The sequence below is a fragment of the Streptococcus toyakuensis genome (assembly GCF_024346585.1).
GTDB classification, from domain to species: Bacteria; Bacillota; Bacilli; order Lactobacillales; family Streptococcaceae; genus Streptococcus; species Streptococcus toyakuensis.
Window position 1 is genome coordinate 1,267,719 of sequence record NZ_AP024523.1, and the last position, 20,134, is coordinate 1,287,852.

Here is a 20,134-nt window from a genome sequence, read left to right on the forward strand (position 1 = left end):
ATGAAACAACTAACCATTGAAGATGCCAAACAAATTGAATTAGAAATTTTGGATTATATTGATACTCTCTGTAAAAAGCACAATATCAACTATATTATTAACTACGGTACTCTGATTGGGGCGGTTCGACATCAGGGCTTTATTCCTTGGGACGACGATATTGATTTGTCCATGCCTCGAGAAGACTACCAACGATTTATAAACATTTTTCAAAAGGAAAAAAGCAAATATAAGCTCCTTTCCTTAGAAACTGATAAGAACTACTTTAACAACTTTGTCAAAATAACAGACAGTACGACTAAAATTATTGATACTCGGAATACAAAAACCTATGAGTCAGGTGTTTTTATCGATATTTTCCCTATGGATCGCTTTGATGACCCTAAGGTCATTGATATTTGTTATAAACTGGAAAGCTTCAAACTTCTGTCTTTCAGTAAATATAAAAATATTGTCTATAAGGATAGCCTTTTAAAAGATTGGATACGAACAGCCTTCTGGTTACTCCTTCGACCTGTTTCTCCTCGTTATTTCGCACATAAAATCGAGAAAGAAATTCAAAAATATAGTCGTAAGAATGGTCAGTATATGGCCTTTATCCCTTCTAAATTTAAGGAAAAAGAAGTCTTCCCAAGCGGTACCTTTGATAAAACAATTGATTTACCCTTTGAAAATTTAAGCCTTCCAGCACCTGAAAAATTTGATACTATTTTGACGCAATTTTATGGAGATTATATGACCCTACCACCAGAAGAAAAACGCTTCTACAGTCATGAATTTCACGCTTACAAATTGGAGGATTAGGATGCAGTATTTAGAAAAAGAAGAAATTAAAGAAATTCAACTAGCCCTGCTAGACTATATTGATGAGACTTGTAAGAAACATGATATTCCTTATTTTCTCAGTTATGGAACCATGCTTGGAGCTATCCGCCACAAAGGTATGATTCCCTGGGACGATGATATCGATATTTCCCTTTATCGTGAAGATTATGAGCGCTTATTGAAAATTATTAAGGAAGAAGACCATCCACGTTATAAGGTTCTATCCTACGACACTTCTTCTTGGTACTTCCATAATTTCGCATCGATTTTGGATACTTCTACTGTTATCGAAGACCATGTTAAGTACAAGCGTCATGACACCAGTCTCTTTATCGATGTCTTCCCAATTGATCGCTTTACAGATTTGAGCATTGTCGACAAGAGTTATAAGTATGTAGCTCTTCGTCAACTAGCTTATATCAAAAAATCACGCGCAGTTCACGGTGACAGCAAGTTAAAAGATTTTCTAAGATTATGTAGCTGGTACGCCCTCCGATTTGTCAATCCCCGTTACTTTTACAAGAAAATTGATCAGCTAGTCAAAAATGCTGCAACTAACACTCCTCAATATGAGGGAGGAATTGGTATTGGTAAAGAAGGAATGAAAGAAGTCTTCCCAGTTGATACCTTTAAAGAACTCATCTTAACTGAGTTTGAAGGCCGTATGTTGCCCGTCCCTAAAAAATATGATCAATTTTTAACCCAGATGTACGGGGATTATATGACACCACCATCAAAGGAAATGCAAGAATGGTATAGTCATAGCATTAAAGCTTATCGCAAAAGCTGATTAAGCAGTAGTTTACAAGAAAAAATATAACAAAAAAGAGAAGATCGTTATACCTTCTCTTTTTTCTATTTAAATCGCTTCTGTGACAAAACTACGGCTTTCCAATACTTTGAGCATGGCGTTAGCTGTATCTAGGGCTGTGAAGAGGGGCACCCCGTGTTCAATAGCTGAACGGCGAATCTGCTCTCCATCTTCGTCTGCAGTTCGTTTTGTTCCTACTGTGTTAATGATAGCTTGAATTCTTCCTTTACGAACAAAGCTTGGAATATCCTTATCGTCATCACCAATCTTACCAACAGGTTGGGCTTGCAATCCATGACTGGCAAAGAAGGCTGCTGTCCCTTCTGTCGCGAGGATTCCATAGCCAATATTTTGGAAACGACAAGCCAAGTCCAAGGCTTCTTCTTTGGCATCATCAGCGATGGTAAATACAACGTTACCAAAAGTTGGCAAGTGTAAGTAAGAAGCTTCAAAGGCCTTATAGAGAGCTTTTTCCAAAGTCGTATCAGAACCCATAACTTCCCCTGTTGACTTCATTTCAGGACCAAGTAAGCTGTCTACCTTAGCTAGTTTGGTAAAGGAGAAGACAGGTGCCTTGATATGAACGCGGGTACTTTCAGGGTAAAGTCCATCTTGGTAGCCAAGTTCTTCAAGTTTTTGACCAAGAATGAGCTTGGTTGCTACTTGAGCCATAGGGATATTGGTCACTTTAGAAAGGAATGGAACCGTACGGCTGGCACGTGGATTGACCTCAATAACGTAGACTTTTTCATCCTTGATAACAAACTGGATGTTCATCATTCCAAGGCAATTAAGGCCGATTGCTAGACGTTTCGTATAGTCTGCTATAGTTTCCTGAACCTTTTGCGACAAGGTTTGTGGTGGGTAAACGGCCATTGAGTCACCTGAGTGGACACCAGCACGTTCGATATGCTCCATGATACCAGGGATAAGGACATTTTCTCCGTCTGAAATGGCATCAACTTCACACTCTTGTCCAACGATATAAGAGTCTACAAGGACTGGATGGTCAGGACTAGCCTTAACCGCTGTGCGCATGTAAGAACGAAGGTCTTCTTCGTTTTCAACGATTTCCATAGCACGTCCACCAAGTACATAAGATGGACGGACAAGAACTGGGAAGCCAATCTTTCGAGCTGCAAGAACTGCTTCTTCTTCATTGGTAGCCGTTTGTCCTGGTGGCTGTGGAATATCCAAATCTTTAAGAGCTTGCTCAAAGAGGTCACGGTCCTCAGCTCGGTCTAGGTCAGCAACCTGTGTCCCAAGGATGGTCACACCTGCTTTCGCCAATGGCTCCGCAAGGTTGATGGCTGTTTGACCACCGAACTGAACGATAACACCCTTTGGTTGCTCCAAGTCGATGACGTTCATCACATCTTCAAAAGTCAATGGTTCAAAGTAGAGTTTATCAGATACCGAGAAGTCTGTAGATACGGTCTCTGGATTTGAGTTCATGATGATAGCTTCGTAGCCAGCAGCTTGGATAGCCTTAACAGAGTGAACCGTTGCATAGTCAAACTCGACCCCTTGACCGATACGGATTGGACCAGAACCTAGGACAAGTACAGATTCCTTATCAGACTTGATAGACTCGTTTTCCCAACCATAGGTTGAATAGAAGTATGGTGTTTCAGAGTCAAATTCTGCCGCACAAGTATCTACCATCTTATAAACTGGAACAATCTTGCTTTCCAAACGAAGCTGGCGAACTTGGTCAGCTGTCGTTTCCCATAGTTCAGCAATCTTACGGTCTGAGAAACCATTTAGTTTTGCTGTTTTCAAGACTTCTAGATCTTGTGGATGGGCACCTAATTCTTGCTCAATTTCAAAGATATGCAAGAGTTTATCCAGATAGAAGATATCAATCTTAGTCAATTCAGCAATTTCTTCTGGTGTGTAACCACGGCGAATAGCTTCTGACACATAGAAGAGACGGTCATCCTGGGCTTTGACAACTTTTTCAATCAAGGCATCATCCGAAACCGCTGCAAGTTCAGGCATTTCATTGTGGTGCACACCAATTTCAAGGGAGCGACAAGCTTTAAGGAGAGATTCCTCGATGTTACGACCAATCGCCATTACTTCCCCAGTCGCCTTCATCTGGGTACCAAGACGGCGCTCACCCTTTTCAAACTTGTCAAATGGGAAACGCGGAATCTTGGCAACCACATAGTCAAGGGCTGGCTCAAACATGGCATAGGTTGAACCTGTAACTGGGTTGATCACCTCATCTAAGGTCAAACCTACGGCAATCTTAGCAGCCAATTTGGCAATTGGGTAACCTGTCGCCTTTGAAGCAAGGGCTGAAGAACGCGATACACGAGGGTTTACTTCAATGACATAGTACTTGAAGCTGTGTGGGTCAAGGGCCAACTGAACGTTACATCCACCTTCAATCTTGAGGGCACGAATAATGCTCAAGCTAGCGTCACGAAGCATTTGGTTTTCATAGTCTGACATGGTTTGAGCAGGGGCAAATACAATGGAATCTCCTGTATGAATCCCAACTGGGTCAAAGTTTTCCATGTTACAAACAACCAAAGCATTGTCAGCTGAGTCACGCATAACTTCGTATTCGATTTCCTTGAAACCTGCAATCGAACGTTCAATCAAACATTGGGTCACAGGTGACAATTTCAATCCATTTTCAGCGATTTCACGCAATTCTTCCTCATTAGCACACATTCCACCACCAGTACCACCAAGTGTAAAGGCTGGACGAACGATGACTGGGTAGCCAATTGTTGCTGCAAAGGCAACAGCTTCTTCAACAGTGTTTACAATTTCAGATTCTGGAATGGGTTGTTCCAATTCTTCCATCAATTGTTTAAAGAGGTCACGATCCTCCGCTTGGTCAATAGCAGATAATTTAGTTCCCAGAAGTTCAACACCAAGCTCATCAAGGATACCATTTTTAGATAATTCCATGGCCATATTAAGACCAGTTTGCCCACCGAGTGTTGGTAGCAAGGCATCTGGACGTTCCTTGCGAAGAATTCGTGTCACAAACTCAAGTGTAATCGGTTCAATATAAACCTTATCAGCAATTTCCTTGTCCGTCATGATAGTTGCAGGATTTGAGTTAACCAAAACAACCTCATAACCTTCCTCTTTCAACGACAAGCAAGCCTGGGTCCCAGCGTAGTCAAACTCAGCAGCTTGACCAATAATAATCGGACCAGAACCAATCACCATAATTTTTTGAATATCAGTACGTTTAGGCATAGTTTATGATACAAAGCCCGTAAAGAACACAGCGAAAATAGGAAACTCGGTGCAGACGCCTTCAGCGTCAAGACGATGTTTATCTTTTTCACACAGTTCTTAGGGCGTGTTCACTTCCGCGAACAATGTATCTTCTCCTTTCTATTCGGCAACTCTCAGGTTGCCATTAAATAAATTCTCCGACGAGCTTTTACTCGTTCTTAGTTTGATTGTTTAAAAGCTTCCATCATCTCGATAAACTCATCAAATAGGTAGCTAGCGTCGTGTGGACCAGGGGCTGCGTCTGGATGGTATTGAACAGAGAAAGCAGGTTGGTATCTGTGACGCACACCTTCAACTGACTTGTCATTGATTTCTTCGTGGGTAATGATCAAATGCTCTGGCAAATCCTCACGGCTAACTGCATAACCATGGTTTTGACTTGTAAAATCCACACGTCCTGTAGCAATTTCACGTACCGCATGGTTAAATCCACGGTGACCAAACTTCATCTTGTAGGTCTTAGCACCATTTGCCATTGCAAAGAGTTGGTGCCCCATACAGATACCAAAGATTGGAATTTTTCCTTGCACACCACGAATCATATCCAGTGCCTGTGGAACATCTTCTGGGTTACCTGGACCGTTTGACAACATCACTCCGTCAGGATTGAGATGGAGAATTTCTTCAGCCGTTGTCGAATACGGAACAACCGTCACATTACAGTTGCGTTTAGAAAGTTCACGTAAAATTGAATGCTTGAGACCAAAGTCCACCAAGACAACACTCAAACCAACTCCTGGAGCTGGATAGGAAGTTTTAGTAGAAACCTGCTTGATATTGTCTGTCGGCAAGACTGTCGCTTGGAGCTGGTCCGTCACATGATCCATGCTGTCCCCAACATGGGTCAAGGTTGCACGCATAGTACCATGCTTACGGATAATCTTGGTGAGGGCACGCGTATCAATTCCTGAAATACCAGGAATTTTCTTGGCTTTCAAAAATTCATCCAAGGTCATTTGATTACGCCAGTTACTTGCTCTACGCGCTTCTTCAAAAACAACGACTCCCTTACAAGTTGGAATAATGGATTCGTAATCATCACGGTTGATTCCATAATTTCCTACCAAAGGATAAGTAAAGGTCAAGATTTGTCCATTATAAGACTGGTCTGTAATGGATTCTTGGTAGCCGGTCATGCCTGTATTAAAGACGATTTCGCCTGTAACATCAATATCTGCTCCGAAGGCTTTGCCTTCAAAAACTGTGCCATCTTCTAATACTAGAAGTCTTTTTGTCATATTTTCACCTCTCGTGGACGCTCACTGGCGTCTTTTAACGTCTTGTGTTTTAGTTGGCGTTTCTACTCGCCAGTACGGATTCTAAGATTGCCATTCGAACAAAGACACCATTGGTCATTTGTTGGACAATCCGTGATTTTGGTGCTTCAACCAAGTGGTCTGCGATTTCTACATCACGGTTGACTGGAGCTGGGTGCATGAGGATTGCTGTTTCTTTCAAACGGTCATAACGTTCTTGAGTCAAGCCATGTTGGGCATGGTAGTCTTCTTTTGAAAAGACAGCTCCACTATCATGGCGTTCATGTTGCACACGGAGAAACATCATGACATCCACCTGATCAATGATTTCATCAATGGTTACAAACTGTCCATAATCTGCAAACTCTTGACTTCTCCATTCCTCAGGTCCAGCAAAATAAAGTTCAGCTCCCAAGCGTTTCAAAATCTGCATATTGGATTTAGCAACGCGTGAGTGGTCCAAGTCACCTGCAATCGCAACCTTGAGACCCTCAAAGTGACCAAATTCCTCATAAATAGTCATCAAATCAAGCAAGCTCTGGCTAGGGTGTTGACCCGAACCATCTCCACCATTGATGATGGAAGTCGTAATCGTCGGACTTGCAATTAACTCTCTGTAGTAGTCAACCTCAGGGTGGCGAATCACACAGACATCCACTCCTAAAGCAGACAGAGTCAAAATGGTATCATAAAGTGTCTCACCCTTATTGACTGAACTAGTCTTCACATCAAAGTCAAGTCGCTCCAATCCCAGTTTAATCTCTGCCACTTCAAAGGACTTATGCGTTCGTGTAGAATCCTCAAAGAAAAGATTGGAAACAATCGGATGGTCCTCATAGGGAAGCTGAGCTCCATTTTTAAACTCAATTCCTCGCTTGATCAATTTCATCACTTGATCGACAGTGAGGTCTTCCATGGACACCACATGGTTTAATGCTTGTTGATTTACTGACATGGCTACTCCTTTAGCTTTCTAAGCTTCTTCAGTAATCAGAACTCTATCTTGGCCATCAAGTTCTGCCATCTCTACGATGATTTCTTCAGAACGACTGGTTGGGATGTTTTTTCCAACGTAATCTGGACGGATTGGCAATTCTCTATGTCCACGATCGACTAGAACTGCTAAACTCACGCGCGCAGGACGACCATGACCTACAATATTATCAATAGCAGCACGGATGGTACGACCTGTATAGAGCACATCATCCACCAAGATAACTTCGCGGTCTGTCACATCGACAGAAACCAAAGAAGTATCTTCTCCACTTTTAACATCATCACGGAAAGGTTTAGTATCCAATTCCACAACAGGAACTGAAAGATTTTCTAGCTGTTCCAAACGTTCTTGGATTCGGTGGGCGATAAAGACACCACGAGTTTTAATACCAGCCAAGACGATTTTATTCAAATCTTTGTTGCGTTCGATAATCTCATAAGTAATACGCGTAATCGCTCGTTTGACAGTCAATTCGTCTACAACTTCTTTTGCCTTCATGACAAACCTCCAAAAAGAAAAGTCTCCTTAAACAAGGAGACTTGAAATGTATAGCCAAGCGAGCCCTACTGCAAACAGTATAGACTTCACCCTACTACTTAATCGTTCTCCTTGCCTGCCTCACGGGACAGGTTTAAAGGAATATTTAGTTATCAAATACTATAGCACAAAGCATGCTTAAAATCAAGCAAAAACTTTTGAAACCCCATCTTATAAATTGCTTATAAATTGCTAAAGTCATATAACTGTGGGTACTGGTCACACTCTGGATTTTTAGGATGGCAAATGGCTCTTCCAAAATAAATCATGGCCTGATGGGCAGCTAACCACTGCTCCGGTGGCAAGATATCCATGACCCGCTTTTCCACCTCAAGCGGTGTCGCTGATTTTTTGACAATATCGTGGTGTTTGCAGATACGCTCCACATGAGTATCCACTGCAAAGGCTGGAATCCCAAAGCCCACACTCATGACAACATTGGCTGTCTTGCGACCAACTCCTGCAAGACTTTCCAATTCCTCACGTGTTTGAGGAACTTGGCCATCAAAATCATCTAGTAACTGTTGGGCACATTTTTTAAGGAATTTAGCCTTATTCCGATACAGTCCCAGGCGAGAAATGTGTGAAGCAATCTCACTCTCTGTCGCTACAGACATGGCTTGTGGCGTTGGAAAGGCAGCAAAGAGACCTGGTGTAGCCTTATTTACCGCTGCATCCGTTGTCTGAGCTGACAACATGACCGCAACTAGTAGTTCAAAATGATTGGTAAAATCAAGACTGGGCTTGGCATCTGGAAACAGAGCAATTATTTCTTCCAGCACTTTTCGTGCTCGTTTTTTTGACAAGACCATTATTCGTCTCCGTCAAATAGTCCTTGTAAGCCAGCAAAAGGACTGTTTTCTTCTTTCTTAACTGCCTGTTGAGCTTGGTATTCTTCTTCTGTCATGATTTGCCAGTCATTTCCTGAAACAAATCCTTGACCAGCCTCTTCTTCAGCCGTCAAGACCTTGATAGGAATGTTGAGAAGGATATTATCTGACACGCTCTCAGCAAGGTCAAGTTCTCCATTTTCGATAGGCAAGACCAAATCATCGTCTAAAACTTCCTGATCTAGTTGGTTAGTTGCACCTTCCATGAAAACTTCCGTTACTGGATAAGATTCAACTAACTCAACTGGTTCCATACTGCGACTTGAAGCAAGAACAATGGTATAAGATAGTTGATAATCTAAGAAATACATACGGTCTTCGTACTGTACTTTCCCAACTGCAAGGATATCTTTTACATCTAAAATTTCTTGATTGCGTGCACGCAGGTCTGCAGCTAGGTCTAACGTTTGTTCAAAATGCAAGCCTTCAGACTGCTTACGAATTTCTTGAATATTTAATTTCATACTTCCTCCATAAAGATTTACTCTCTTGATTATACCATGAAAAGCCTACAAATCAGCCCACCAAACTTTTTAATTAACATTCGATTTTTTAACATGTTTACTATGACATTTTTTAGTGCCATACTATAGGCAATAATACATCAGAGCAAGGAGGATGCTCACATGAAAGACAAAGAACTCATTACTAATGCAACCCAACTCCTATCCGAGTTAAATAAAAGTTTCCAAAGCTGCAAACAGGGTAGGGCAGATGATATTCGACTGCAAGAGCTGCTAAACACTACTCTGCAAGAGCTCAAAAAAGCGGAAAAGTTGGACAACAGTATTTTAATCGACCTTGAGAAATTTTACCAACGTACCAGTCTTCTGATTGGTCTTGGTAGCCTAAAACTGAATGATCAAGCACGCACTGCTTGGCGAAACTATGATAAATTCCATTACGAGCATATCAAACACGTACTGACTCTCTATGGACCTGTTTTCGGATTTTAGAGATTAGAATTGTCAGTTTTCTGTTGACAAAATTTCCTTAAAGGTATAGGATAAAGATACTAATACTCGGAGGTAAGGGAGACATGAACAACTAAGTCTATCAAATAAAGAAACTTTATTTAGTAGATCTTGTTTTTGTCTCTTTTTGTGTGCTCTTTTCATACTAGATTTTCTAGTATCTTATCCTCATTGAAAATCAAAAAACTAGAAGGCTAACCATCTGCTCCTCTTGAGTTGGATTAGGCAATCCTAAGCTAGTTTGACGAGCTTTTCAACGAGGATAATAGAGTTTTGACAGTGACTTTGGGCTCTACTAGATAAAGTAGAGCTTTTTGTTATGCACTATCGACATTCTAGAAAGGGCAATCATATGATAAAAATCAATCACCTGACCATCACACAAAACAAAGATTTACGAGACCTTGTCTCAGACTTAAACATGACCATCCAAGACGGGGAAAAGATAGCTATTATTGGAGAGGAAGGAAATGGCAAATCAACCTTGATTAAAACTTTAATGGGAGAAACTTTACCTGATTTCACTATCAGGGGAGACATTCAATCTGATTATCAATCAATAGCCTACATTCCTCAAAAACTCCCCGAAGAGCTGAAAAAGAAAAGTCTACACGACTACTTCTTTTTGGATTTTGCTGATTTAGACTACAGTATCCTCTATCGTTTGGCTGAGGAGTTACACTTTGATAGCAACCGTTTCGCTAGCGTTCAAGAGATTGGAAGCCTTTCGGGGGGCGAAGCTTTGAAAATTCAGCTCATCCATGAGTTAGCCAAACCCTTTGAGATTCTATTTTTAGATGAACCTTCAAATGACCTAGACCTTGAGACGGTTGATTGGCTAAAAAGTCAGATTCGAAAGATTCGGCAAACCGTTATTTTCATTTCCCATGATGAAGACTTTCTTTCTGAAACGGCTGATACTATTGTCCACTTGCGACTGGTCAAGCACCGTAAAGAAGCGGAAACGCTAGTAGAGCATTTAGACTATGATAGCTATAGCGACCAGAGAAAGGCTAATTTTATAAAACAAAGCCAACAAGCTGCTAACGACCAACGAGCCTACGATAAAACCATGGAAAAACATCGGCGAGTCAAGCAAAATGTAGAAACTGCGCTTCGAGCTACCAAAGACAGTACTGCTGGGCGCCTATTAGCTAAAAAGATGAAAAATGTTCTCTCTCAAGAAAAACGCATTGAAAAGACAGCTAAGTCCATGACCCAAAAACCACTTGAAGAAGAACACATTCAACTTTTCTTCTCAGATATACAGCCATTACCTGCTTCTAAAGTCTTAATCCAGCTGGAAAAAGAAAATTTATCCATTGACGACCGAGTTTTGGCTCGAGAACTACAACTAACTGTCCGTGGCCAAGAAAAAATCGGTATCATCGGCCAAAATGGTGTTGGTAAATCAACTCTGTTAGCCAAGTTACAGCAACTTCTTAATGATAAAAGAGAAATTTCGCTTGGTTATATGCCACAAGATTACCATAAGAAACTGCAATTAGATTTATCTCCAGTAGCCTATCTCAGCAAAGCTGGGGAAAAAGAGGAACTACAGAAAATCCAATCCTACTTAGCCAGCCTCAATTTCAGTTACCCAGAAATGCAGCATCAAATCCGCTCCTTATCTGGCGGACAACAGGGAAAACTCCTGCTTTTGGATTTAGTCTTACGCAAACCAAACTTTCTCCTACTGGATGAACCCACACGAAACTTTTCTCCAACTTCTCAACCCGAAATTAGAAAACTCTTTGCAACCTATCCAGGCGGTATCATCACTGTTTCGCATGACCGTCGTTTCTTAAAAGAGGTCTGTTCGACTATCTATCGCTTGACAGAACACGGTTTGGATGTAGTTAATTTAGACAATTTATAAATTTGCAACATAGCAGATAGGTGGGGCAAAAACACAATTTTAGGAGAAGAGAAAGTAAATCTTCCCACAATAAAACGCATAATATCAAGTTTTTTTCACACCTGATATTATGCGTTTTTCAGATTTTAAAGGCTTTTTCCCAGCCTTCATTTTACATATGTTTTAAACGTTCAATACGTTCTGAGATAGGTGGGTGGGTATAAAAGAGTTTTTGGAACCCTCCACCTTTCTTGGGATCATTGATATAAAGTGCACTGCTGGCGTCATCAACATGGTGATGCATCGGCTCGCTATTGTCCAACTTACGTAGAGCATTGATCATTCCTTGAGGATTGCGGGTCAACTCGACACTGGAAGCATCAGCTAGGAATTCCCTCTGGCGGGAAATAGCTAGTTGCACCAAGGTTGCAGCAAGAGGTGCCAGCACAATAGCTAGTAGAGAAACCACGAGCATAATGATTTCTAAGCCATTTCCGTCACGATCATCGTCATTTCGTCTGCGACCTGCCCCACCCCACCACATCATACGACCTGCCATACTAGAAAGCATGGTGATAGCACTGGCAAGGGCAACAGCAATTGTCGAAATGCGGATATCATAATTACGAATATGACTAACTTCATGCCCCATAACAGCTTCTAGTTCTTCACGATTCATGATAGCGAGGAGACCTGACGTCGCAGCAACCGCCGCATTTTGAGGATTAGAACCTGTCGCAAAGGCATTTAAAGAAGAATCCTCAATGATGAAAACACGGGGCATAGGAATCTGAGCCACCATAGCCATATCTTCCACTACATGGTAGAGGTCTGGTGCCGTTTGCTCATCAACTTCACGCGCGCCATTCATGGACATGACAATCTCTGTTGATTGAAAAATCATAGACATGGCATAGATAAATCCGATAATCAGTGCAATAACCAAACCGCCAAGCCCAGATCGCATGAAGAGGTAACCAACTGCATAGCCAACCAGAGCTAAGAGTAGGAAAAATACCAGCAACAAAATCCAGGTTCTTCGTTTATTGCTTGCAATTTGATCAAACAACATCTTAGTCACCTAAACCGCTAAAATCAACTTTAGGAACTGCCTTTTCCTCTTCTGGTGTTTGAAGGAAATCTGCTGCTTTAAATCCAAACATTCCAGCGATAATATTGCTTGGGAAAGTTTCTAATTTTACATTGTAGTTGCTGACAACACTGTTGTAGAGTTGACGAGAGTAAGAAATTTTATTTTCTGTGTTTGTCAACTCCTCTTGCAATTTAACAAAGTTTGCACTAGCTTTCAAATCTGGATAGCTTTCTGCAACTGCAAAAATACCTGAAACCTGACGAGTAAGGGCATCACTAGCTTTCATAGCTTCTGCTGGTGAAGTCGCTGCCGCCACTTGGTTACGTAGTTCTGCCACCTTTTCAAGGGTAGAACCTTCATATTTTGCATAACCTTTTACAGTTTCAATCAAGTTTGGCAAGAGGTCATTTCGACGTTTCAACTGAACATCAATCTGGCTCCAAGCCTCCTTGGTTTGCATACGATTCTTAACCAAACCGTTATAACTAACAATCACAAAAATAACAATAAGAGCTAAAACTCCAAGAATAATCCAAGTCATTATATAAGTCCTTTCTGCTTTTAGATTAGTACCAGTATATCAAATTTTTAATGATTGTGGTAAAATAAGATGATACTAAAGAAGGAAAAAACTATGAAACCAGAAACATTTTACAACTTGCTTGCCGAGCAAAATCTTTCACTTTCGGACCAGCAAAAAAAACAATTTGAACGCTATTTTGAACTCTTGGTCGAGTGGAATGAGAAGATTAATTTGACGGCTATTACAGATAAGGAAGAAGTCTATCTGAAACACTTTTACGATTCGATTGCACCCATTCTGCAAGGCTTAATTTCAAATGAAACTATCAAACTTCTTGATATTGGAGCCGGGGCAGGATTTCCTAGTCTACCTATGAAAATCCTCTATCCTCAGCTAAATGTAACTATCATTGATTCTCTCAACAAGCGCATCAACTTCCTCAAACTTTTGGCTCAGGAACTGGATTTAGACGATGTTCATTTCTACCATGGACGTGCCGAAGATTTTGCCCAAGACAAAAACTTCCGTGCTCAGTATGATTTTGTAACGGCTCGTGCGGTTGCCCGTATGCAAGTCCTATCTGAATTAACTATTCCCTACCTTAAAGTTGGCGGAAAACTATTGGCACTCAAGGCTAGCAATGCTCCTGAGGAATTATTAGAAGCTAAGAATGCCCTCAACCTCCTTTTTAGTAAAGTAGAAGACAATCTCAGCTACGCCCTACCAAATGGAGATCCACGTTACATCACAGTGGTAGAAAAGAAAAAAGAAACACCAAATAAATATCCAAGAAAGGCTGGCATGCCCAACAAACGCCCGCTTTAAATTTTTTAGTAAAAAAATATTTACAAAGTCAGCCTCGCTCTTTTATTTTCAGGCTCGGGAAAAAATGATTTACAAAATCAACCTCGCTCTTTTATTTCTAGGCTCGGGAAAAAATGATTTACAAAATCATTTTTTTCTGCTATACTATCCTAAGCAAAGGTTTTTAATGTCATCCCGTGAGGTGACGAAGACGCAGAAATACTTGAAACTCTTTAAAGTCTAAATTTTAAAGAAGTCTTACTCTGAGGGCCTATTGCTGTAAAATAATGGGCTCTTTTTTGATGCCCAAAAGTGAGGTTTATATGAAACAAGAATCAACTGTTGATTTGTTACTAGACGTTGACCAACGTCCTTCGGCTGGAAAAGGAATTCTCCTTAGTTTCCAACACGTTTTCGCCATGTTCGGTGCGACCATCTTGGTACCCTTGATTTTGGGAATGCCTGTATCTGTTGCCCTTTTTGCTTCAGGTGTCGGGACACTCATCTATATGATTTCAACTGGATTTAAAGTTCCAGTTTATCTAGGTTCTTCTTTTGCCTTTATCACAGCAATGTCACTGGCTATGAAAGAAATGGGGGGTGATGTATCTGCTGCTCAAACAGGAGTTATCTTGACTGGTTTGGTCTATGTCCTTGTGGCTGCAGGTGTTCGTTTTGCAGGTACAAAATGGATTGATAAACTCTTGCCACCAATCATCATCGGACCTATGATTATCGTTATCGGTCTGGGACTTGCAGGTTCAGCTGTTACCAATGCTGGTCTTGTAGCTGACGGGAATTGGAAAAATGCTCTTGTAGCAGTTGTTACTTTCTTGATTGCTGCCTTTATCAATACAAAAGGAAAAGGCTTCCTACGAATCATTCCATTCCTCTTTGCCATTATCGGTGGTTACCTCTTCGCACTAACACTTGGCTTGGTTGACTTTACACCAGTTCTTAAAGCCAACTGGTTCGAGATTCCTGGTTTCTACTTGCCATTTAATACAGGCGGTGCCTTTAAAGAATACAATCTTTACTTCGGTCCAGAAACCATCGCTATCTTGCCAATCGCTATCGTAACAATTTCTGAACATATCGGAGACCATACTGTTTTGGGTCAAATCTGTGGCCGTCAATTCTTGAAAGAACCAGGTCTTCACCGTACTCTTCTTGGTGACGGTATCGCAACTTCAGTTTCTGCCTTCCTTGGTGGACCAGCCAATACAACTTATGGAGAAAATACAGGGGTTATCGGTATGACTCGTATCGCTTCTGTCTCAGTTATCCGTAACGCTGCCTTCATCGCGATTGCCCTTAGCTTCCTTGGTAAATTCACTGCCTTGATTTCAACCATTCCAAATGCTGTACTTGGTGGTATGTCAATCCTTCTCTACGGAGTTATCGCAAGTAATGGTTTGAAAGTCTTGATCAAAGAACGTGTAGACTTCAGTCAAATGCGTAACCTAATCATCGCAAGTGCTATGTTGGTCCTTGGACTTGGAGGAGCTATCCTTAAACTTGGTCCAGTTACCCTTTCAGGTACTGCCCTATCAGCCATGACAGGAATCATCTTGAACTTGATCTTACCATACGAAAATAAAGATTAAGAGTCTAAACACATCAAAAAACGAGCATTTCCAATTACGGAAGTGCTCATTTTTCTTCTTTCTAAAAAAGGAAAGCCCTGCGGCCTTCCTTTGTCTTACTTACGTTTCTTCTTCGCTTTTTTCATTTTGTTAGCCATACGTTTCATTGACTGTTTCATGGCAAATTCACCGATTTTACCTTTTAGTCCGCCACCAAACATCTGGCTCATATCTGGCATTCCTGCTCCTCCGAGAGCTGACAGGTCAGGCATACCGCCTTGTCCCATCATTCCTTCAAGGGCAGACATATCTATTCCTCCCATATTTGGCATATTTTTAGGAAGGTTGTTTGGATTGATTCCCATTTGCTTCATCATTTTGTTCATATCTCCAGACATGACACCTTGCATGAGTTGTTTAGCCTGGTTAAAGTCTTTGATGAATTTATTGACTTCTACAAAAGTATTTCCAGAACCTGCAGCGATACGACGGCGACGGCTTGGATTTAACAAATCGGGATTTTCACGCTCCTCAGGAGTCATCGAAGACACAATGGCACGTTTACGAGCAATCTGGCGTTCATCTACCTTCATGTTTTGAAGGGCTGGGTTGTTGGCCATACCTGGAATCATCTTGAGCAAGTCTTCCATCGGCCCCATGTTTTGCACCTGATCCAACTGATCAATGAAATCATTGAAATCAAAGGTATTTTCACGCATCTTCTCAGCCATTTCAAGGGCTTTTTGCTCATCGTATTCTTGAGAAGCTTTCTCAATCAAAGTGAGCATATCCCCCATGCCAAGGATACGGCTAGACATGCGGTCTGGGTGGAAGGTTTCAATGTCCGTAATCTTTTCACCTGTACCAGTAAACTTGATTGGTTTTCCAGTAATGTGACGAACAGATAAAGCAGCACCACCACGAGTGTCCCCATCAATCTTGGTAAGGATGACCCCAGTCACTTCTAACTGAGCATTAAACTCACGCGCAACATTGGCCGCTTCTTGACCAATCATGGCATCAACCACGAGGAGAATTTCGTTTGGTTGAGCCAGTGCTTTCACGTCACGAAGCTCATTCATCAAAAGCTCATCAATCTGCAAACGACCTGCCGTATCAATCAAGACATAGTCATTATGATTAGCTTGGGCTTGCTCCAAACCTTGACGTACAATCTCAACAGCTGGTACTTCTGTTCCAAGTGCGAAGACAGGCACATCAATTTGTTGTCCAAGAGTTTTGAGCTGGTCAATGGCTGCTGGACGATAGATATCCGCCGCAATCATCAAAGGACGAGCATTTTCTTCCTTCTTGAGTTTGTTGGCCAATTTACCAGCAAAGGTTGTTTTACCAGCTCCTTGTAAACCAACCATCATGATGATTGTAGGAATCTTAGGTGACTTGATAATCTCAGCTGTATCAGAACCTAAAACGTCTGTCAGTTCCTCATCAACGATTTTAATAATCTGTTGCGCAGGATTAAGGGTATCAATGACCTCATGCCCGACTGCACGCTCACGAACTTTCTTGATAAAGTCCTTTACAACAGGCAAGGCAACGTCGGCCTCAAGCAAGGCCAAGCGAATTTCTTTGGTTGCCTCTTGGACATCAGATTCAGAGATTTTTCCTTTTTTACGTAGATTTTTAAAGACGTTCTGCAAACGTTCTGTTAAACTTTCAAATGCCATTTTTCTTCCTCTTATTCTCTATTATCAATACTGGTCAAAATCTCAATTTGCTCTTGCAGAAAAGCATCCTCTGGATAACGCTCTAAAATCTGGTCAAAAATTTGACTGCGAACAATGTAGTCCGAGTACATGTGCAATTTCATCTCATAATCTTCCAGAATCTTTTCTGTCCGCTTGATATTATCATAGACAGCCTGACGACTGACACCAAACTCCTCGGCAATCTCAGCAAGGCTGTAATCATCAGCGTAGTATAGCTCGATATAATTCATTTGCTTATCTGTCAAAAGCGCCGCATAAAATTCAAAGAGCGCATTCATACGATTGGTTTTTTCGATTTCCATAACTTTTATTATACCAAAAAATAGTCTAATCTACCACATTAGCAGGCTAATCCGAAAAGATAGCTAGCTAAATTTGAAAAAGACATGAGCCTAGCACCAAGTAATTTCCAATTGATAGCTGGCAAAGGGATGTCCCTCTTGATTTTGTAGTTGATAATCTAGTTCAATCTTTTGCCCATCAACTTGATAATGGCTCGTTTGGATGATAAACTCCTGCATGCCCATAGGTGTGGGAATATAGGCTAAACTATTGCTATCCTTTAGAAAGCGCATAATGGTCTTGGGATTGGAAAATCGGCTCATCACAAGTTCTTGACCATGAAATTTAATAACCACTTTTTCCTTTTCCTCATTATAGAAAAGCAGGTAGCTATAATCTCCTTTTTCATGCACTTCCACGTCATAAAGCTGGTCAATCACTTCCAACTGCTCATCAAACTGAATCGTATTTCGCATCCGAATCTTCACATCAAGTCCTCTTTCTTGTCTCTTGTCCTACTATTTTACCAAAAACTCTAGCTTTTTGCTATAATGGTCATATGAACGAAAAAGTATTCCGTGACCCAGTTCACAACTACATCCATGTCAATAATCAAATCATCTATGACTTGATTAATACAAAAGAATTTCAACGCTTGCGCCGGATCAAGCAACTGGGAACGTCCAGTTATACCTTCCACGGCGGAGAACACAGCCGCTTCTCTCACTGTCTAGGAGTCTATGAAATTGCACGACGTATCACAGAGATTTTTGAAGAAAAATATCCTGAAGAATGGAATCCTGCTGAGTCTCTCTTGACCATGACCGCTGCACTCCTTCATGACCTCGGACATGGTGCCTACTCCCATACTTTTGAACATCTCTTTGATACAGACCACGAAGCTATTACTCAGGAAATTATCCAAAGTCCTGAAACGGAGATTCACCAAGTCCTACTACAAGTAGCGCCAGATTTTCCAGAAAAGGTAGCCAGTGTCATAGACCATACCTACCCTAACAAGCAGGTCGTGCAACTCATTTCCAGTCAAATTGATGCAGACCGCATGGACTATCTCTTGCGTGACTCCTATTTTACAGGAGCATCTTATGGGGAATTTGACCTAACTCGGATCCTCCGAGTCATTCGTCCTGTCGCAAATGGTATCGCCTTTCAGCGCAATGGCATGCACGCCATCGAAGACTACGTCCTCAGTCGCTACCAGATGTACATGCAGGTTTATTTCCACCCAGCAACTCGGGCTATGGAAGTTCTCCTACAGAATCTTCTCAAGCGGGCTAAGGAACTTTATCCAGAAGACAAGGACTTCTTTGCCCGAACTTCTCCACATCTCCTGCCATTCTTTGAAAAAAATGTGACCTTGTCTGATTATCTGGCTCTGGATGATGGTGTGATGAATACCTACTTCCAACTCTGGATGACCAGTCCTGACAAGATTTTAGCAGACTTATCACAGCGCTTTGTCAACCGCAAGGTCTTTAAATCCATTACCTTTTCACAAGAGGATCAAGACCAACTCGCCAGCATGAGAAAATTAGTTGAGGATATCGGCTTTGATCCGGACTACTACACTGCTATTCATAAGAACTTCGACCTCCCTTATGATATCTATCGTCCCGAATCTGAAAATCCACGAACACAGATTGAGATTTTACAAAAAAATGGAGAACTAGCCGAACTCTCTAGCCTGTCTCCTATCGTCCAATCTCTTGCTGGCAGTCGACACGGAGATAATCGCTTTTATTTTCCAAAAGAAATGTTGGACCAAAACAGCATCTTCGCAAGCATTACCCAGCAATTTTTACACTTGATTGAGAACGATCATTTTACCCCAAATAAAAACTAGAAGAGGAATTTTATGAGTATTAAACTAATTGCCGTCGATATTGACGGAACCCTAGTCAACAGCCAAAAGGAAATCACTCCTGAAGTCTTTTCTGCCATCCAAGATGCCAAAGAAGCTGGTGTCAAAGTCGTGATTGCAACTGGCCGCCCTATCGCAGGTGTTGCCAAACTTCTCGACGACTTGCAGTTGAGAGACGAGGGTGACTATGTTGTGACTTTCAATGGTGCCCTTGTCCAAGAAACCGCTACAGGACATGAGATTATCAGCGAATCCTTGACTTATGAGGACTATCTGGATATGGAATTTCTCAGTCGTAAGCTTGGTGTTCACATGCACGCCATTACCAAGGACGGTATCTACACTGCCAATCGCAATATCGGAAAATACACAGTGCACGAATCAACCCTCGTCAGCATGCCTATCTTCTACCGCACCCCTGAAGAAATGGCCGATAAAGAAATCGTCAAGTGTATGTTCATCGATGAACCAGAAATCCTCGATACTGCTATCGAAAAGATACCAGCCGAATTTTACGAGCGCTACTCTATCAACAAATCTGCTCCTTTCTACCTCGAACTCCTTAAAAAGAATGTGGACAAAGGTTCAGCCATCACTCACCTAGCTGAAAAACTCGGATTGACCAAAGATGAAACCATGGCTATCGGTGACGAAGAAAACGACCGTGCCATGCTGGAAGTCGTTGGCAACCCTGTAGTCATGGAAAACGGAAATCCAGAAATCAAAAAAATCGCCAAATACATCACCAAAACAAATGACGAATCTGGCGTTGCCCATGCCATCCGTACATGGGTACTGTAAAATAATTTGAATATAGAA

At 41.5% G+C, this 20,134-nt stretch carries 19 protein-coding genes; 8 read left to right on the forward strand and 11 right to left on the reverse strand.

The genetic code is table 11. The annotated features are described in order from the left end of the window. On the forward strand, window positions 1-804 hold the full coding sequence (locus STYK_RS06550; protein WP_000811888.1) for a LicD family protein: 804 nt from the start codon (window positions 1-3) through the stop codon (window positions 802-804). Window position 805: 1 nt separating this feature from the next. Next, window positions 806-1,615, forward strand: coding sequence for a LicD family protein (locus tag STYK_RS06555; RefSeq protein WP_020902789.1), 810 nt, complete (start codon window positions 806-808; stop codon window positions 1,613-1,615). 69 nt (window positions 1,616-1,684) lie between these two features. On the opposite strand, the gene carB is transcribed toward STYK_RS06555, so the two are convergent. From carB to STYK_RS06585, 6 genes are all read right to left on the reverse strand, one after another. Next, window positions 1,685-4,861: a carbamoyl-phosphate synthase large subunit gene (gene carB / locus STYK_RS06560; RefSeq protein WP_084929977.1), complete on the reverse strand. Its 3,177-nt coding sequence runs from the start codon at window positions 4,859-4,861 to the stop codon at window positions 1,685-1,687. 200 nt (window positions 4,862-5,061) lie between these two features. Then, window positions 5,062-6,141, reverse strand: coding sequence for a carbamoyl phosphate synthase small subunit (locus STYK_RS06565; RefSeq protein ID WP_000166853.1), 1,080 nt, complete (start codon window positions 6,139-6,141; stop codon window positions 5,062-5,064). A 49-nt stretch (window positions 6,142-6,190) separates the two neighbouring features. Further along, window positions 6,191-7,114: an aspartate carbamoyltransferase catalytic subunit gene (locus tag STYK_RS06570; protein ID WP_000115770.1), complete on the reverse strand. Its 924-nt coding sequence runs from the start codon at window positions 7,112-7,114 to the stop codon at window positions 6,191-6,193. Window positions 7,115-7,132: 18 nt separating this feature from the next. Further along, window positions 7,133-7,654, reverse strand: a complete 522-nt coding sequence (pyrR, locus tag STYK_RS06575; protein ID WP_000644747.1) for a bifunctional pyr operon transcriptional regulator/uracil phosphoribosyltransferase PyrR — start codon at window positions 7,652-7,654, stop codon at window positions 7,133-7,135. Window positions 7,655-7,875: 221 nt separating this feature from the next. Beyond that, the gene (nth, locus tag STYK_RS06580; protein ID WP_000244443.1) at window positions 7,876-8,505 is read right to left on the reverse strand and encodes an endonuclease III; all 630 of its coding nucleotides are present in this window, start codon (window positions 8,503-8,505) and stop codon (window positions 7,876-7,878) included. Beyond that, window positions 8,505-9,047: a YceD family protein gene (locus tag STYK_RS06585; RefSeq protein ID WP_000773212.1), complete on the reverse strand. Its 543-nt coding sequence runs from the start codon at window positions 9,045-9,047 to the stop codon at window positions 8,505-8,507. Before STYK_RS06585 ends, nth begins: the two co-directional genes overlap by 1 nt. A 162-nt stretch (window positions 9,048-9,209) precedes the next feature. Here STYK_RS06585 and STYK_RS06590 point away from each other — a divergent pair, with 162 nt between their 5' ends. Both STYK_RS06590 and STYK_RS06595 read left to right on the forward strand, forming a co-directional pair. Further along, window positions 9,210-9,539: a hypothetical protein gene (locus STYK_RS06590; protein ID WP_000653208.1), complete on the forward strand. Its 330-nt coding sequence runs from the start codon at window positions 9,210-9,212 to the stop codon at window positions 9,537-9,539. Window positions 9,540-9,876: 337 nt separating this feature from the next. Continuing rightward, on the forward strand, window positions 9,877-11,436 hold the full coding sequence (locus STYK_RS06595) for an ATP-binding cassette domain-containing protein (RefSeq protein WP_261804742.1): 1,560 nt from the start codon (window positions 9,877-9,879) through the stop codon (window positions 11,434-11,436). A gap of 151 nt (window positions 11,437-11,587) precedes the next feature. Here the strand turns inward: STYK_RS06595 and htpX are convergent, their stop codons facing one another. Together htpX and STYK_RS06605 are read right to left on the reverse strand one after the other, a co-directional pair. Then, window positions 11,588-12,487 (reverse strand): zinc metalloprotease HtpX, encoded by a 900-nt coding sequence (gene htpX, locus STYK_RS06600; protein WP_000895766.1) that lies wholly within the window; start codon window positions 12,485-12,487, stop codon window positions 11,588-11,590. Between the two features lies 1 nt (window position 12,488). Continuing rightward, on the reverse strand, window positions 12,489-13,049 hold the full coding sequence (locus STYK_RS06605) for a LemA family protein (RefSeq protein WP_000219833.1): 561 nt from the start codon (window positions 13,047-13,049) through the stop codon (window positions 12,489-12,491). Window positions 13,050-13,142: 93 nt separating this feature from the next. Between STYK_RS06605 and rsmG the strand changes: the two genes are divergently transcribed. Together rsmG and STYK_RS06615 are read left to right on the forward strand one after the other, a co-directional pair. Continuing rightward, window positions 13,143-13,856: a 16S rRNA (guanine(527)-N(7))-methyltransferase RsmG gene (rsmG, locus tag STYK_RS06610; RefSeq protein ID WP_000801943.1), complete on the forward strand. Its 714-nt coding sequence runs from the start codon at window positions 13,143-13,145 to the stop codon at window positions 13,854-13,856. 302 nt (window positions 13,857-14,158) lie between these two features. After that, on the forward strand, window positions 14,159-15,442 hold the full coding sequence (locus STYK_RS06615) for a uracil-xanthine permease family protein (RefSeq protein WP_004241778.1): 1,284 nt from the start codon (window positions 14,159-14,161) through the stop codon (window positions 15,440-15,442). A gap of 95 nt (window positions 15,443-15,537) precedes the next feature. Here STYK_RS06615 and ffh read toward each other — a convergent pair whose 3' ends face one another. The 3 genes from ffh to STYK_RS06630 all read right to left on the reverse strand — a co-directional run bounded on the left by ffh (window position 15,538) and on the right by STYK_RS06630 (window position 17,921). Continuing rightward, window positions 15,538-17,109 carry a signal recognition particle protein gene (gene ffh, locus STYK_RS06620; protein ID WP_261804743.1) on the reverse strand — a complete coding sequence of 524 codons (1,572 nt, stop codon included), beginning with the start codon at window positions 17,107-17,109 and terminating at the stop codon, window positions 15,538-15,540. An 11-nt stretch (window positions 17,110-17,120) separates the two neighbouring features. Next, entirely contained in the window at window positions 17,121-17,453 is a 333-nt protein-coding gene (locus STYK_RS06625; RefSeq protein WP_000402062.1) for a putative DNA-binding protein, read from the reverse strand. 90 nt (window positions 17,454-17,543) lie between these two features. Next, a complete protein-coding gene (locus tag STYK_RS06630) occupies window positions 17,544-17,921 on the reverse strand; it encodes a YwiB family protein (protein WP_261011622.1) in 378 nt (125 codons plus the stop codon). A gap of 71 nt (window positions 17,922-17,992) precedes the next feature. Between STYK_RS06630 and STYK_RS06635 the strand changes: the two genes are divergently transcribed. Together STYK_RS06635 and yidA are read left to right on the forward strand one after the other, a co-directional pair. Continuing rightward, window positions 17,993-19,297 carry an HD domain-containing protein gene (locus STYK_RS06635; RefSeq protein WP_001003487.1) on the forward strand — a complete coding sequence of 435 codons (1,305 nt, stop codon included), beginning with the start codon at window positions 17,993-17,995 and terminating at the stop codon, window positions 19,295-19,297. Window positions 19,298-19,309: 12 nt separating this feature from the next. Then, window positions 19,310-20,116 (forward strand): sugar-phosphatase, encoded by an 807-nt coding sequence (gene yidA, locus STYK_RS06640; protein WP_000023504.1) that lies wholly within the window; start codon window positions 19,310-19,312, stop codon window positions 20,114-20,116. Window positions 20,117-20,134 lie beyond the last annotated feature (18 nt).